The following is a 14,756-nucleotide window of genomic DNA, read 5'->3' on the forward strand; positions in this document are numbered from 1 at the left end:
GGCCGCGGCACGGGCGGGCGCCGGGCAGCGGGCACGGGAACGCCCGAAGGACCGCGGCCCCTGAGCGGCTGCGGTCCTTCGGGCGTACGGGTGCGGACCGGTCCGGCCGGGGGCACCGGGGACGGAAGTGCCCGGCCGGACGCGTCCGGTGGGGTGTCAGAGCACCCGGACCGCGCCGGTCGGCGGGTCGTAGGAGAGCGGCTTCATGACGACGCCGCTGGCCGGGTTCTGCGCGCCGACGAACATGCCGTCGCCCACGTAGACGGCCACGTGGTAGGCGCTGCCCGCGCCGCCCCAGTAGAGGATGTCGCCCGGCTGGAGGTTGCTCAGCGAGACCTGGGTGCCGGCGGTGGACTGGGCCTGGGAGACGCGCGGCAGGTCCACGTTGATCTGGCGGAAGGCGGCCTGGGTGAGGCCGGAGCAGTCCCAGGAGTTGGGGCCGGTGCCGCCGGGCACGTAGGCGTCGCCGACCTGGGCCTTCACGAAGGCGATGACGGCCGCGGCCGAACCCGTCGCCGTGGACGAGCCGGTGGGGGCGCTGACGGTGGTGGCGGTGGCCGCGGCCCCGCCGGAGGAACCGGTCGCGCCGGAGGCGGAGGAGGCGGAGGAGCCGGTGCCGGCCGACGGCGTGGCCAGGGCGGCGCGCTCGGCGGTGCGGGAGGCGCGCTCGGCGGCCTCCTTGCGGGCGGCCTCGGCGGCCTTCTTCCTGGCCTCGGCGGCCTTCTTCTTGGCCGTGACCAGATCGGCCCTGGCCTGCTTGGCCGCCCGGACGGAGGCGGCGTCGCGCTCGGCCCGCAGCTCGTAGTGGGCGGCGGCCTGCTGGGTGGCGTCCGCGGACTGGGCGGCCTGGGCGGCCAGGTCGGCCGTCAGGATGGGCAGTTCGAGGGTCTGCGGGGCGGGTGCGGCGGCGTTCGCCGAGCCCGAGGACCCGGCCACTGCCAGGGTGCTGAGGACGCCACCGGCAACTCCGGCCCGCATCGCGATGGTCGACGCGCTGCGGCGGGGCTTCCGGTGGCTGCGTATGTGAGCGGTGTGGGACATAGGGACAAGCGGTATCAGGACACCCTCCGATCCTTCAAGGAACGTGTCCTGCGCCACAGTTGCCCGATCGCACCGCTGAATCCCGGGCGTGTCGGCCCTTATTGACGCCGTAACGGACAAAGCGGGCGGGCCGTGATCGGCCTGTGATCACGGTGTTTGATCGTTACGCCCGAATTGCCCGGCACTTACCACTGGTGGAGACGGTTGGCCAAGCCCGGTTTCCGGGTGCGGAATCCGGTGTGGCGGAGGTCACGGAACGGTCACTCCGTCACCCGCGTCCGTCGCGCGGGCGGAAAGGCGGAGGGGGTGCCGCGGGGGACCGGCGCCCGGGGGGCGCGCGGTGAAGGGCGCGCGCCGCCGCTCGTGAACGCGCGCACGCGTCCACATCACGCTCCGTGCTCCCCCCGGGGTGTGAACGCGGCCCACTATCAAGCCTTTCGGTCCAGGGCCAATTTGCATGCACGGGAAGCATCTTGATATGGAGACGCCCTTCGTAAGGGGCCTCCGGCCAGCGGTGACGGGCGAAATTGTCACCTCTGGTGATCAAGTGAACGCTTCACGTACGAAGATCACCGCTCATCCGACTTCATGATCCTTCGTCAGGTGGTGGAGATCACAAAGGTTGTGCAATACCCCGTGTCGCAGATCACAGAGCGACGGGCATAGGATGCGGAGCTGTTGGGCTTGTGACCTGCTTCACATGTTCGCGATCTTCGTCGGGACGGTGGTCGCGCGACGGGTGGTGCGGACGCGGGCCCAGTGCACACCGCCAGCAGTCAGCGCCGACTGAGAGGAGCGAGGAGCGGTGAACGCGTATGCGCCCATCCTCGTACTGGGAGCCCTCGGGGCAGGCTTTGCGATCTTCTCCGTGGTCATGGCCACGCTGATCGGTCCGAAGCGGTACAACCGGGCCAGGCTCGACGCCTACGAGTGCGGCATCGAGCCGACCCCGACGCCGGCCGGCGGCGGGCGGTTCCCCATCAAGTACTACCTGACGGCGATGCTCTTCATCGTCTTCGACATCGAGATCGTCTTCCTCTACCCCTGGGCCGTCACCTTCGACGCCCTGGGGATCTTCGGGCTCGTGGAGATGCTGCTCTTCGTGCTCACCGTCTTCGTCGCGTACGCGTACGTATGGCGGCGCGGCGGCCTGGAATGGGACTGAGGGGCCTTTTGTCATGGGACTCGAAGAAAAGCTGCCGAGCGGCTTCCTGCTGACCACCGTCGAGCAGGCCGCGGGCTGGGTGCGCAAGGCGTCGGTCTTCCCCGCCACCTTCGGACTCGCCTGCTGCGCCATCGAGATGATGACCACCGGCGCCGGCCGCTACGACCTGGCGCGCTTCGGCATGGAGGTCTTCCGCGGCTCGCCGCGGCAGGCCGACCTGATGATCGTCGCGGGCCGGGTGAGCCAGAAGATGGCCCCCGTGCTGCGGCAGGTCTACGACCAGATGCCGAACCCCAAGTGGGTCATCTCCATGGGCGTCTGCGCCTCGTCGGGCGGGATGTTCAACAACTACGCGATCGTCCAGGGCGTCGACCACGTCGTCCCGGTCGACATCTACCTGCCCGGCTGCCCGCCGCGGCCCGAGATGCTGCTCGACGCCATCCTCAAGCTCCACGAGAAGATCCAGGGCTCCAAGCTCGGGGTGAACGCCGAGGAGGCGGCCCGCGAGGCGGAGGAGGCGGCGCTCAAGGCCCTGCCGACCATCGAGATGAAGGGGCTGCTGCGGTGAGCGACGCGCACGGCGAGGGGGCCAACCCCGAGAAGGAGCTGTCCGCCGAGAACCTCCCCGGACAGCGCGGCCAGGGCGGCGAGGAGATCCGCGTCCAGCGCGGCATGTTCGGCGCCAACAACGGCGGCGACACCTCCGGTTACGGCGGACTGGTCCGCTCGATCCGGCTGCCCGGACCGGCCTCCCGCCCCTACGGCGGCTGGTTCGACGAGGTCGCCGACGAGCTGGAGGGCGCGCTGGAGGAGCAGGACCTGCTGCCCGACCACGCCATCGGCAGGACCGTCGTCGACCGGGGTGAGATCACCTTCCACATCGAGCGCGAGCACCTGGTCCGCGTCGCCCGCACCCTGCGCGACGACCCGGCGCTGCGCTTCGAGCTCTGCACCGGCGTCAGCGGCGTCCACTACCCGCACGACACGGGCCGCGAGCTGCACGCCGTCTACCACCTGCGCTCGATCACCCACAACCGGCTGATCCGGCTGGAGGTCAGCGTCCCCGACAGCGACCCGCACATCCCGTCGCTGTGCTCGGTCTACCCGACCAACAACTGGCACGAGCGCGAGGCCTACGACTTCTTCGGCATCGTCTTCGACGATCACCCGGCCCTGACGCGGATCATGATGCCGGACGACTGGCAGGGCCACCCGCAGCGCAAGGACTACCCCCTCGGCGGCATCCCCGTCGAGTACAAGGGCGCCCAGATCCCGGCTCCGGACCAGCGGAGGTCGTACTCGTGAGCACTCCCCACCCGTCGTCCGCCGCATCGGCGCGCGAGACCACCGAAGGCACCGTCTACACGGTGACCGGCGGCGACTGGGACGAGGTCGTCCAGTCCGCGGCCCGCAGCGACGACGAGCGCATCGTCGTCAACATGGGCCCCCAGCACCCCTCCACCCACGGCGTGCTCCGGCTGATCCTGGAGATCGACGGCGAGACCGTCACCGAGGCCCGCTGCGGCATCGGCTACCTGCACACCGGCATCGAGAAGAACCTCGAGTTCCGGAACTGGACGCAGGGCACCACCTTCGTGACCCGCATGGACTACCTGATGCCGTTCTTCAACGAGACGGCGTACTGCCTCGGGGTCGAGCGGCTCCTCGGCATCGAGGACCAGATCCCCGACCGGGCCTCGGTCATCCGGGTGCTCCTGATGGAGCTGAACCGGATCTCCTCCCACCTGGTCTGCATCGCCACCGGCGGCATGGAGCTGGGCGCCACCACCGTCATGGTCTACGGCTTCCGCGACCGCGAGATGATCCTCGACATCTTCGAGCTGATCACCGGCCTGCGGATGAACCACGCGTACGTCCGCCCCGGCGGCCTCGCGCAGGACCTGCCGCCCGGCACCGTGGACCGCGTCCGCGAGTTCGTGAAGACCATGCGCAAGAACCTCACCGAGTACGACGCCCTCGCCACCGGCAACCCGATCTTCAAGGCCCGGCTCCAGGACGTCGGCTACCTCGACCTGGCCGGCTGCATGGCGATCGGCGCCACCGGCCCCGTCCTGCGCTCCGCCGGCCTCCCGCACGACCTGCGCAAGACCCAGCCCTACTGCGGCTACGAGACGTACGACTTCGACATCCCGACCGCCGACACCTGCGACTCCTACGGCCGCTTCCTGATCCGGGTGGAGGAGATGCGCCAGTCCCTGCGCATCGTCGAGCAGTGCCTGGACCGGCTCCAGCCCGGCCCGGTGATGGTCGGAGACAAGAAGATCGCGTGGCCCGCCCAGCTCGCGCTCGGCCCCGACGGACTGGGCAACTCCCTGGACCACATCAAGAAGATCATGGGCACCTCCATGGAGGCCCTGATCCACCACTTCAAGCTGGTCACCGAGGGCTTCCGGGTGCCTCCCGGCCAGACCTACGCGGCCATCGAATCGTCCAAGGGCGAGCTGGGGGCGCACGTCGTCTCCGACGGCGGCACCCGCCCCTTCCGGGTCCACTTCCGCGACCCGTCCTTCACCAACCTTCAGGCCATGGCGGCGATGTGCGAGGGCGGCCAGGTGGCCGACGTCATCGTCGCGGTGGCGTCCATCGACCCCGTGATGGGAGGCGTCGACCGGTGACCACCTCATCCCCGGAGCACGGCGTCAGCCTGGGAATGCCCGAGCTGCCCGCGCCCGACTACCCGGCCGACGTCCGGGCCCGGCTGGAGGCCGACGCGCGCGAGGTCATCGCCCGCTACCCGGACTCCCGGTCCGCCCTGCTGCCGCTGCTGCACCTCGTGCAGTCGGAGGAGGGCCACGTCACCCGCACCGGCATGCGGTTCTGCGCCGAGGTGCTCGGCCTCACCACGGCCGAGGTCACCGCCGTCGCCACCTTCTACACCATGTACCGGCGGCGGCCGAGCGGCGACTACCAGGTCGGCGTCTGCACCAACACGCTGTGCGCGGTCATGGGCGGCGACGCGATCCTGGAGACCCTCCAGGAGCACCTCGGCGTCGGCAACGGGGAGACCACCGACGACGGCAAGGTCACCCTGGAGCACATCGAGTGCAACGCGGCCTGCGACTTCGCCCCGGTCGTGATGGTCAACTGGGAGTTCTTCGACAACCAGAACCCCGAGAGCGCCAAGCGCCTCGTCGACGACCTGCGCGCCGGACGCACCGTGTCGCCCACCCGCGGCGCCCCGCTGTGCACCTTCAAGGAGACCGCCCGCATCCTGGCCGGCTTCCCCGACGAGCGCGAGGGCGCCGTCCAGGCCGGCGGCAGCGCCGGACCGGCCTCGCTGACCGGGCTGCGGCTCGCCAAGGGCGAGACCCCCGCCGCCCGCGTGGTCCACCCCCGGGACGCCGGACCGCAGGACGCCCCGCCGCAGGACGCCCCGCCGCGGGACGCGCACGACCCGTCGCCCGCCGAACACCTCAGCTCGCACGACGCCCCGCAGGACACGTCGGCGTCCGACCCCGCCCACCCGTCCGGTCCCGTCGCCGAGGAGGGGGAGTGATGACCTTGGCCGCCGAGCTCAAGGACACCGGCCCGGAGAAGCTGCTCGCACCCGTGCTGTCGGCCTTCTGGGACCAGGACGACTCCTGGACCCTGGACGTCTACCGGAGGCACGAGGGGTACGAGGGCCTCCGCAAGGCGCTCGCCATGGCGCCCGACGACCTGATCGCCTACGTCAAGGACTCCGGGCTGCGCGGCCGCGGCGGCGCCGGCTTCCCCACCGGGATGAAGTGGCAGTTCATCCCGCAGGGCGACGGCAAGCCCCACTACCTCGTGGTCAACGCCGACGAGTCGGAGCCGGGGACCTGCAAGGACATCCCGCTCCTCTTCGCCAACCCGCACGCCCTCATCGAGGGCATCATCATCGCCTGCTACGCCATCCGCTCCTCGCACGCCTTCGTCTACCTGCGGGGCGAGGTCGTCCCCGTCCTGCGGCGGCTGCACGAGGCCGTGCGCGAGGCCCGCGAGGCCGGCTACCTGGGCGAGAACATCCTGGGCAGCGGACTCGACCTCGAACTCACCGTGCACGCCGGCGCCGGCGCGTACATCTGCGGCGAGGAGACCGCGCTCCTCGACTCCCTCGAAGGCCGCCGCGGCCAGCCGCGGCTCCGCCCCCCCTTCCCCGCCGTCGCCGGTCTCTACGCCTGCCCCACAGTGGTGAACAACGTCGAATCCATCGCGTCGGTTCCCTCGATCCTCAACAAGGGCAAGGACTGGTTCCGTTCGATGGGCAGCGAGAAGTCCCCGGGCTTCACGCTGTACTCGCTCAGCGGCCACGTCACCAACCCCGGCCAGTACGAGGCCCCGATGGGCATCACCCTGCGCCAGCTCCTCGACATGAGCGGCGGCATGCGCCCCGGCCACCGGCTCAAGTTCTGGACCCCGGGCGGCTCCTCGACCCCGATGCTCACCGACGAGCACCTCGACGTGCCCCTCGACTACGAGGCGGTGGGCGCCGCCGGCTCCCTGCTCGGCACCAAGGCGCTCCAGTGCTTCGACGAGACCACCTGCGTGGTGCGCGCCGTCACCCGCTGGACCGAGTTCTACGCCCACGAGTCCTGCGGCAAGTGCACCCCCTGCCGCGAGGGCACCTACTGGCTGGTCCAGCTCATGCGCGACATCGAGGCCGGCAAGGGCGAGATGGGCGACCTCGACAAGCTCAACGACATCGCGGACAACATCAACGGCAAGGCCTTCTGCGCCCTCGGAGACGGTGCCGCCGCGCCGATCTTCTCCTCGCTCCAGTACTTCCGCGAGGAGTACGAGCAGCACATCACGGGCCGTGGCTGCCCCTTCGACCCGGCCAAGTCGACGGCCTGGGCCGACCGTACGGAGGTGAAGGCATGACCGTCCAGCAGTCCGCGGGCGGCCCCGCCGCGGGCGGGGCACGGCCGGCGGTCCCGCCGGAGGACCTCGTCGCCCTGACCATCGACGGCATCGAGGTCAGCGTGCCCAAGGGCACCCTGGTCATCCGGGCCGCCGAACAGCTCGGCATCGAGATCCCCCGCTTCTGCGACCACCCGCTCCTCGACCCGGCCGGCGCCTGCCGCCAGTGCATCGTCGAGGTCGAGGGCCAGCGCAAGCCCATGGCGTCCTGCACCATCACCTGCACCCCGGGCATGGTGGTCAGGACCCAGCTCACCTCACCGGTCGCGGAGAAGGCCCAGCACGGGGTGATGGAGCTGCTGCTCATCAACCACCCGCTGGACTGCCCGGTCTGCGACAAGGGCGGCGAGTGCCCGCTGCAGAACCAGGCGATGTCGCACGGCAACGCCGAGTCCCGCTTCGACGGAATGAAGCGGACCTTCCAGAAGCCCGTGCCGATCTCCGCCCAGGTCCTCCTCGACCGCGAGCGGTGCGTCCTGTGCGCCCGCTGCACCCGCTTCTCCAACCAGGTCGCGGGCGACCCGATGATCGAACTCCTGGAACGCGGCGCCCTCCAGCAGGTCGGCACCGGCGAGGGCGCCCCCTTCGAGTCGTACTTCTCCGGCAACACCATCCAGATCTGCCCGGTCGGCGCGCTCACCTCGGCGGCCTACCGGTTCCGCTCCCGCCCCTTCGACCTGATCTCCTCGCCCTCCGTCTGCGAGCACTGCTCCGGCGGCTGCGCCACCCGCACCGACCACCGGCGCGGCAAGGTCATGCGGCGGCTCGCGGCCGACGACCCCGAGGTCAACGAGGAGTGGATCTGCGACAAGGGCCGCTTCGCGTTCCGCTACGCCCAGCAGCGCGACCGGCTCACCACCCCGCTGGTCCGCAACGCCGACGGCGAGCTGGAGCCCGCCTCCTGGCCGGAGGCGCTGCGGATCGCCGCCGAAGGGCTGCTGGCCGCCCGCGGCCGCACCGGCGTCCTCGCCGGCGGGCGGCTCACCGTCGAGGACGCCTACGCGTACGGCAAGTTCGCGCGGGTCGCGCTCGACACCAACGACGTCGACTTCCGCGCCCGTGCGCACAGCACCGAGGAGGCCGACTTCCTGGCGGCCCGGGTCGCCGGACGCGGCGTCGACCTCGACGGCACCGGCGTCACCTACGGCGCGCTGGAGAAGGCGCCCGCCGTACTGCTGGTCGGCTTCGAGTCCGAGGAGGAGGCGCCCGGCGTCTTCCTGCGGCTGCGCAAGGCCTGGCGCAGGACCGGGCTGAAGGTCTTCGCCCTGGCCACCCACGCCACCCGCGGCCTGGAGAAGGCAGGCGGCACCCTGCTGCCCGCCGCCCCCGGCACCGAGACCGAGTGGCTGGACGCCCTCGCCGGCGGAGTCGGCCTGGAGGACTCCGGGGTCGGCGCCGCCGAGGCGCTGCGCACCGAGGGCGCCGTCATCGTCGTCGGGGAGCGGCTGGCCGCGGTGGCCGGCGGGCTCACCGCGGCCGTGCGGACCGCGGCGGCCACCGGCGCCCGGCTGGTGCCGACGCCGCAGGTCGACTGGGAGCGCGGCGCCGTCGAGGCGGGCGCGCTGCCCTCGCTGCTGCCGGGCGGCCGTCCGGCCACCGACCCGCGCGCCCGCGAGGAGGTCGCCGCCGTCTGGGGCGTCGCCCACCTCCCGCACCGCTACGGCCGCGACACCGCCCAGATCGTGGAAGCCGCCGCCGACGGCTCGCTCCAGGCGCTGCTGGTGGCGGGCGTGGAGGTGGCGGACCTGCCCGATCCGGCCCGCGCCCGGCAGGCGCTCGACTCGGCCGGTTTCGTGGTCTCGCTGGATCTGCGGCCCAGCGAGGTCACCGGGCACGCCGACGTCGTCCTGCCGGTCGCGGCGGTCGTCGAGAAGGCCGGCACCTTCCTCAACTGGGAGGGCCGGGCGCGTTTCTTCGAGGCCGCGCTCAAGCCGGACCAGATGACCCGCCCGCTGCCCCCGACCGACACCCGGGTGCTCCAGATGCTCGCCGACGCCATGGACGTGCACCTGGGCCTGCCGGATCTGCGCACCACCCGCGCGGAGATCGACCGGCTCGGCGCCTGGGACGGCCCCCGGGCCGACGACCCGCTGGCCACCGCGGTCGCGCTGCCCCGCCCGGCCGCCGGGGAGGCGGTGCTCGCGGGCCACCGGATGCTGCTCGACCAGGGCCTCCTCCAGCGCGGCGACGACGCGCTGGCGGGCACCCGGCACGCGGCCCGCGCCCGGGTCTCGGCGGCCACGGCCGGTGAGGCGGGCGTCAAGGACGGCGACGTCCTCGCCGTCACCGGGCCCGCCGGATCGGTCGAACTCCCGCTGGAGGTCACCGCGATGCCCGACCGGGTGGTCTGGCTCCCGCTGAACTCGGCCGGTGCCGGTGTCGCCTCCGACACCGGGGTGCCGCCCGGGTCCCTCGTCCGCATCGGTCCGGCCACGCCGACCGGTGGAACCCCCAAGGAGGTGGAGGCATGAGCGGGTACCTCGCCGCCGAGAACCTGTCGATGTTCGGCCGCGATCCCTGGTGGCTGATCGTCGTCAAGGCGGTGTTCTGCTTCGCCTTCCTGATGGTGACCGTGCTGCTGTCCATCGTGTGGGAGCGCAAGGTCGTCGGCTGGATGCAGCTGCGCATCGGCCCCAACCGGAACGGCCCCTGGGGGCTGCTCCAGTCGCTGGCCGACGGCGTGAAGCTGATGCTCAAGGAAGACGTCGTCGTCAAGCGCGCCGACAAGGCGGTCTACATCCTGGCGCCGATCGTGGCGGCCGTGCCGGCCTTCATGGCCATCGCGGTCATCCCGTTCGGCCCGGCCGGCAACGAGGTCTCGATCTTCGGCCACCGCACCACGATGCAGCTCACCGACCTGCCGATCGCGATGCTGTACGTGCTGGCGGTCGCCTCGATCGGCATCTACGGCATCGTGCTCGCCGGATGGAGCTCGGGATCGACGTACCCGCTCCTGGGCGGACTGCGCTCCTGCGCGCAGATGATCTCCTACGAGATCGCCATGGGCGCCGCGTTCGCCTCGGTGTTCCTCTACTCCGGCTCCATGTCGACCTCGCAGATCGTGGAGGCGCAGGCCGACCGCTGGTACATCGTCCTGCTGCCGGTCTCCTTCATCATCTACGTCGTCACCATGGTCGGGGAGACCAACCGCGCCCCGTTCGACATGCCGGAGTCCGAGGGCGACCTCGTCGGCGGCTTCAACACCGAGTACTCGTCGATCAAGTTCGCGATGTTCATGCTCGCCGAGTACGTCAACATGGTGACCGTCTCGGCCGTCGCCACCACCCTCTTCCTGGGCGGCTGGCGCGCCCCGTGGCCGGTCAGCACCTTCTGGGAGGGCGCGAACCACGGCTGGTGGCCGATGCTCTGGTTCGTCCTCAAGGTGCAGGTGCTGCTGTTCTTCTTCATCTGGCTGCGCGCGACGCTCCCGCGGGTGCGCTACGACCAGCTGATGAAGCTGGGCTGGAAGGTCCTGATCCCGGTCGCCCTGGTGTGGCTGATGCTGGTCGCGACCGTGCGCGCGCTGCGCAACGAGAACTACGGCTTCGCCGACATCGCCCTCTACGTCGGTGCCGCCGTCCTGGCCGTGCTGCTCCTCTCCTTCCTCGCGGACTTCTACCGCGACCGGAACAGGCGGGCCGAGGCCCCGGCCGCCGCGCCGGCCGCCTTCGACCCGATGGCCGGCGGCTTCCCCGTACCGCCGCTGCCCGGCCAGAAGCTGCCGCCGGTGCCCCGGCGCGCCCCCCGCCGGGAGCGCGAGCTGGTCGCCAGCGGCGGACCCGATACCCACAGCGACGAGACTCCGGGTGGATCGACGGAGGGAAAGGAGGCGTCCGATGGCTGAGGAGCCCAAGGGAACCGACACCGAGCCCGGTTTCCTGAACCCCGTGGCCGGCTTCGGCGTGACCTTCAAGGCCATGTTCAAGAAGCGGCTGACCGAGCAGTACCCGGAGCAGCAGAAGACCACGGCTCCGCGCTTCCACGGGCGGCACCAGCTCAACCGCCACCCGGACGGCCTGGAGAAGTGCATCGGCTGCGAGCTGTGCGCCTGGGCCTGCCCCGCCGACGCCATCTACGTGGAGGGCGCCGACAACACCGACGAGGAGCGCTACTCGCCGGGCGAGCGCTACGGCCGCGTCTACCAGATCAACTACGCCCGCTGCATCCTGTGCGGGCTGTGCATCGAGGCATGCCCGACGCGGGCGCTGACGATGACCAACGAGTTCGAACTGGCCGACTCCAGCCGCGCCGACCTCATCTACACCAAGGAGCAGCTCCTCGCCGGTCTGGAGGAGGGCATGGTGGACTCCCCCCACGCCATCTTCCCGGGCACGGACGAGCAGGACTACTACCGGGGCCTGGTCACCGAGGCCGCGCCGGGCACGGAGCGGCAGACGGCCCGGTCCAAGGGCGAGGACGACCCGGAGGCCGGACCGGCCGCCGGCGCGGACGGGTCCGCCGGGGAGAGGGTGACCGGACGATGACCGCGCAGCTCGCGGCCTACTCCACCTCCACCGGAGAGGCCGTCCAGTTCTGGATCCTCGGCACGGTCGCCGTGATCGGCGCGCTGTGCACCGTGCTCATGCGCAAGGCGGTGCACAGCGCCCTCTGCCTGGCGGGCACGATGATCGTCCTGGCGGTGTTCTACCTCGCCAACGGGGCCTACTTCCTGGGCATCGTGCAGATCGTCGTCTACACCGGCGCGATCATGATGCTGTTCCTGTTCGTGGTGATGCTCGTGGGCGTCACCGCGGCGGACTCCCTGAAGGAGACCATCAGGGGCCAGCGCTGGCTGGCCCTGCTGTGCGGGCTCGGCTTCGGCATCCTGCTGTTCGCCGGGATCGGCAACGCCTCCCTCACCTCCTTCACCGGTGTGGGCGGGGCCAACGCGGCCGGGAACGTGGAGGGTCTCGCCTCCCTGATCTTCACCCGGTACGTGTTCGCCTTCGAGATCACCGGCGCCCTGCTCATCACGGCCGCGGTCGGCGCCATGGTGCTCACCCACCGCGAGCGCACCGAACGGGCCCGCACCCAGCGCGAGATGTCCGAGCACCGCGTCCGCGTCGGCAACCACCTGCCGCCGCTGCCCGCCCCCGGCGTCTACGCCCGGCACAACGCGGTGGACATCGCGGGGCTGCTGCCCGACGGCACCCCGTCCGAGCTGACCGTCAGCGGGACGCTGCGCGACCGGGGCCAGATCCGGGACGTCTCCACCGAGGCCCTGAACGACCTCAAGGCGCTGGAACAGCGCTCCGAGGAGCGTCTGGAGCGTCGCGGCGCCGGCCCGTCGACCGTCGGACGGACCGAGGAGGCGTCGAAGTGAACCCGGTCAACTACCTGTATCTCGCTGCCCTGCTGTTCACGATCGGCGCCACCGGGGTGCTGATCCGGCGCAACGCCATCGTGGTGTTCATGTGCGTGGAGCTGATGCTCAACGCCTGCAACCTCGCGTTCGTCGCCTTCTCCCGGCTGCACGGCAACCTCGACGGCCAGATCATCGCCTTCTTCACGATGGTGGTCGCCGCCGCGGAGGTCGTGGTGGGGCTCGCGATCATCGTGTCCCTGTTCCGCGCCCGCCACTCGGCCTCGGTCGACGACGCCAGCCTGATGAAGCTGTAAGGGGTCGGAAGAATCGTGGAGAACCTGATTGCGCTGCTGGTGGCGGCGCCCCTGCTCGGAGCGGTGGTCCTGCTGTGCGGCGGGCGCCTGCTGGACGCGGTCGGTCACTGGATCGGCACGCTGCTGGCCGCCGCCTCCTTCGTGATCGGCGTCGTCCTCTTCGCCGACATGCTCGGCAGCGGCGCCGCCGACCGCACCCTGACGCAGCACCTGTTCAGCTGGATCCCGGTGGAGGGCTTCCAGGCCGACGTCGCCTTCCGGCTCGACCAGCTGTCGATGACGTTCGTCCTGCTGATCACCGGTGTCGGCTCGCTGATCCATCTGTACTCGGTCGGGTACATGGAGCACGACGAGCGTCGCCGCCGCTTCTTCGGCTATCTCAACCTGTTCCTCGCGGCGATGCTGATCCTGGTCCTCGCCGACAACTACCTGCTGCTGTACCTCGGCTGGGAGGGCGTCGGCCTCGCCTCCTACCTCCTGATCGGCTTCTGGCAGCACAAGCCCAGCGCGGCCACCGCCGCCAAGAAGGCGTTCCTGGTCAACCGCGTGGGCGACATGGGCCTGTCCATCGCCATCATGCTGATGTTCCTGTGGTTCGGGACCTTCGCCTTCGGGCCGGTGCTCGGCGGCGGCGACCAGGCCGGCCTCACGGCCTCCGCGAGCGAGGGCAAGCTCACCGTCATCGCGCTGATGCTGCTGCTCGCCGCCTGCGGCAAGTCCGCCCAGGTGCCGCTGCAGTCCTGGCTCGGGGACGCGATGGAGGGTCCGACCCCCGTCTCGGCCCTGATCCACGCGGCGACCATGGTGACGGCGGGCGTCTATCTGATCGTCCGCTCCGGGGCCGTCTTCAACGGCGCCCCGGACGCGCAGCTCGTCGTCACCGTCGTCGGCGCTGTCACGCTGCTGTTCGGTGCGATCGTCGGTTGCGCCAAGGACGACATCAAGAAGGCGCTGGCCGGGTCGACCATGTCGCAGATCGGCTACATGGTGCTGGCCGCGGGCCTCGGCCCGATCGGCTACGTCTTCGCGATCATGCACCTGGTGACGCACGGCTTCTTCAAGGCCGGGCTGTTCCTCGGCGCCGGCTCGGTCATGCACGGCATGAACGACGAGGTCGACATGCGCCGCTACGGCGGACTGCGCAAGTACATGCCGGTCACCTTCGTCACCTTCGGCCTCGGCTACCTGGCCATCATCGGCTTCCCGGGGCTGTCCGGCTTCTTCTCCAAGGACAAGATCATCGAGGCGGCGTTCGCCAAGGGCGGCACCGAGGGCTGGATCCTCGGCGCCTGCGCGCTGCTGGGCGCGGCCATCACGGCGTACTACATGACGCGCGTGATGCTGATGACGTTCTTCGGCGAGGAGCGCTGGCGGAACCTGCCCACGGCGTCCGCGTCCGCGGCGGCGACGGCGTCCACGGCGTCCGCGTCCACTGCGGCTGCGGCGGACTCCGCCCCGGCCGCGGGCGGGGGCACGGCCGGCGGGTCCGCGGTGCCGCACCCGCACGAGTCCCCGGGGACCATGACGGTCCCGATGATCGTGCTGGCCGTCGGATCGGTCGCGGGCGGTGCCTTCTTCAGCATCGGCGACCGCTTCCTCAAGTGGCTGGAGCCCGTCACCGGCTTCGACCACGGCCACGCGCCCCTCAGCGCGGGGGTCATCACCGGGGCCACCGTCGCCTGCATGGTGATCGGCGTCGCCGTCGCCTGGGCGCAGTACGGGCGCCGTCCGGTCCCGGCGGTCGCCCCGCGCGGCTCGCTGCTCACCCGGGCCGCCCGCCGCGACCTGCTCCAGGACGACTTCAACCACGTCGTCCTGGTGCGCGGCGGCGAGCACCTCACCCGGTCCCTGGTCTACGTCGACCACACCCTGGTCGACGGGGTCGTCAACGGCACGGCCGCTTCGTTCGGCGGCCTGTCCGGGCGGATGCGCAAGCTGCAGAACGGCTTCGCCCGCTCGTACGCGGTCTCGATGTTCGGCGGTGCGGCACTCCTCGTCGCCGCGACCCTGCTGATGAGGGCGGTCTGAT

The 14,756-nt window shown here is 71.1% G+C and carries 13 protein-coding genes; 12 read left to right on the forward strand and 1 reads right to left on the reverse strand.

Annotated elements, in window-relative coordinates:
- Window positions 1–156: 156 nt before the first annotated feature.
- Window positions 157–1,041 carry a C40 family peptidase gene (locus GTY84_RS18605; protein ID WP_161227418.1) on the reverse strand — a complete coding sequence of 295 codons (885 nt, stop codon included), beginning with the start codon at window positions 1,039–1,041 and terminating at the stop codon, window positions 157–159.
- 805 nt (window positions 1,042–1,846) lie between these two features.
- On the opposite strand from GTY84_RS18605, the gene GTY84_RS18610 reads away from it, so the two are divergent.
- Genes GTY84_RS18610 through nuoL form a run of 12 tightly spaced genes read left to right on the forward strand, consistent with a single transcriptional unit; the run spans window position 1,847 to window position 14,755 of the window.
- Window positions 1,847–2,206, forward strand: a complete 360-nt coding sequence (locus GTY84_RS18610) for an NADH-quinone oxidoreductase subunit A (RefSeq protein WP_161227419.1) — start codon at window positions 1,847–1,849, stop codon at window positions 2,204–2,206.
- Between the two features lie 13 nt (window positions 2,207–2,219).
- Entirely contained in the window at window positions 2,220–2,774 is a 555-nt protein-coding gene (locus tag GTY84_RS18615) for an NADH-quinone oxidoreductase subunit B (protein ID WP_161227420.1), read from the forward strand.
- Window positions 2,771–3,511, forward strand: a complete 741-nt coding sequence (locus GTY84_RS18620) for an NADH-quinone oxidoreductase subunit C (RefSeq protein ID WP_161227421.1) — start codon at window positions 2,771–2,773, stop codon at window positions 3,509–3,511. Before GTY84_RS18615 ends, GTY84_RS18620 begins: the two co-directional genes overlap by 4 nt.
- Entirely contained in the window at window positions 3,508–4,842 is a 1,335-nt protein-coding gene (locus tag GTY84_RS18625) for an NADH-quinone oxidoreductase subunit D (protein ID WP_161227422.1), read from the forward strand. Before GTY84_RS18620 ends, GTY84_RS18625 begins: the two co-directional genes overlap by 4 nt.
- Entirely contained in the window at window positions 4,839–5,723 is an 885-nt protein-coding gene (nuoE, locus tag GTY84_RS18630) for an NADH-quinone oxidoreductase subunit NuoE (RefSeq protein ID WP_161227423.1), read from the forward strand. Before GTY84_RS18625 ends, nuoE begins: the two co-directional genes overlap by 4 nt.
- The gene (nuoF, locus tag GTY84_RS18635; protein WP_265295054.1) at window positions 5,720–7,069 is read left to right on the forward strand and encodes an NADH-quinone oxidoreductase subunit NuoF; all 1,350 of its coding nucleotides are present in this window, start codon (window positions 5,720–5,722) and stop codon (window positions 7,067–7,069) included. The genes nuoE and nuoF overlap by 4 nt, the downstream gene beginning before the upstream one ends.
- Window positions 7,066–9,579, forward strand: coding sequence for an NADH-quinone oxidoreductase subunit G (locus GTY84_RS18640; protein ID WP_161227425.1), 2,514 nt, complete (start codon window positions 7,066–7,068; stop codon window positions 9,577–9,579). The genes nuoF and GTY84_RS18640 overlap by 4 nt, the downstream gene beginning before the upstream one ends.
- A complete protein-coding gene (gene nuoH, locus GTY84_RS18645) occupies window positions 9,576–10,952 on the forward strand; it encodes an NADH-quinone oxidoreductase subunit NuoH (protein ID WP_161227426.1) in 1,377 nt (458 codons plus the stop codon). The genes GTY84_RS18640 and nuoH overlap by 4 nt, the downstream gene beginning before the upstream one ends.
- Complete coding sequence (gene nuoI, locus GTY84_RS18650; protein ID WP_161227427.1) at window positions 10,945–11,592, forward strand: NADH-quinone oxidoreductase subunit NuoI; 648 nt, start codon at window positions 10,945–10,947, stop codon at window positions 11,590–11,592. Before nuoH ends, nuoI begins: the two co-directional genes overlap by 8 nt.
- The gene (locus tag GTY84_RS18655) at window positions 11,589–12,431 is read left to right on the forward strand and encodes an NADH-quinone oxidoreductase subunit J (RefSeq protein ID WP_161227428.1); all 843 of its coding nucleotides are present in this window, start codon (window positions 11,589–11,591) and stop codon (window positions 12,429–12,431) included. The genes nuoI and GTY84_RS18655 overlap by 4 nt, the downstream gene beginning before the upstream one ends.
- The gene (gene nuoK / locus GTY84_RS18660; protein WP_161227429.1) at window positions 12,428–12,727 is read left to right on the forward strand and encodes an NADH-quinone oxidoreductase subunit NuoK; all 300 of its coding nucleotides are present in this window, start codon (window positions 12,428–12,430) and stop codon (window positions 12,725–12,727) included. Before GTY84_RS18655 ends, nuoK begins: the two co-directional genes overlap by 4 nt.
- A 15-nt stretch (window positions 12,728–12,742) precedes the next feature.
- Window positions 12,743–14,755: an NADH-quinone oxidoreductase subunit L gene (gene nuoL, locus GTY84_RS18665; RefSeq protein ID WP_161227430.1), complete on the forward strand. Its 2,013-nt coding sequence runs from the start codon at window positions 12,743–12,745 to the stop codon at window positions 14,753–14,755.
- The last annotated feature ends 1 nt before the right edge of the window (window position 14,756 follow it).

It is taken from the genome of Streptomyces sp. SID8352, from assembly GCF_009862265.1.
Taxonomy (GTDB): domain Bacteria; phylum Actinomycetota; class Actinomycetes; order Streptomycetales; family Streptomycetaceae; genus Streptomyces.

What these genes read in the sequence shown, in the direction of transcription:
- nuoI (WP_161227427.1), top strand. Translation starts at nt 10,945, where the DNA reads ATGGCTGAGGAGCCCAAGGGAACCGACACCGAGCCCGGTTTCCTGAAC.
- GTY84_RS18640 (WP_161227425.1), top strand. Translation starts at nt 7,066, where the DNA reads ATGACCGTCCAGCAGTCCGCGGGCGGCCCCGCCGCGGGCGGGGCACGG.
- GTY84_RS18655 (WP_161227428.1), top strand. Translation starts at nt 11,589, where the DNA reads ATGACCGCGCAGCTCGCGGCCTACTCCACCTCCACCGGAGAGGCCGTC.
- GTY84_RS18615 (WP_161227420.1), top strand. Translation starts at nt 2,220, where the DNA reads ATGGGACTCGAAGAAAAGCTGCCGAGCGGCTTCCTGCTGACCACCGTC.
- nuoH (WP_161227426.1), top strand. Translation starts at nt 9,576, where the DNA reads ATGAGCGGGTACCTCGCCGCCGAGAACCTGTCGATGTTCGGCCGCGAT.
- GTY84_RS18605 (WP_161227418.1), bottom strand. Translation starts at nt 1,041, where the DNA reads ATGTCCCACACCGCTCACATACGCAGCCACCGGAAGCCCCGCCGCAGC.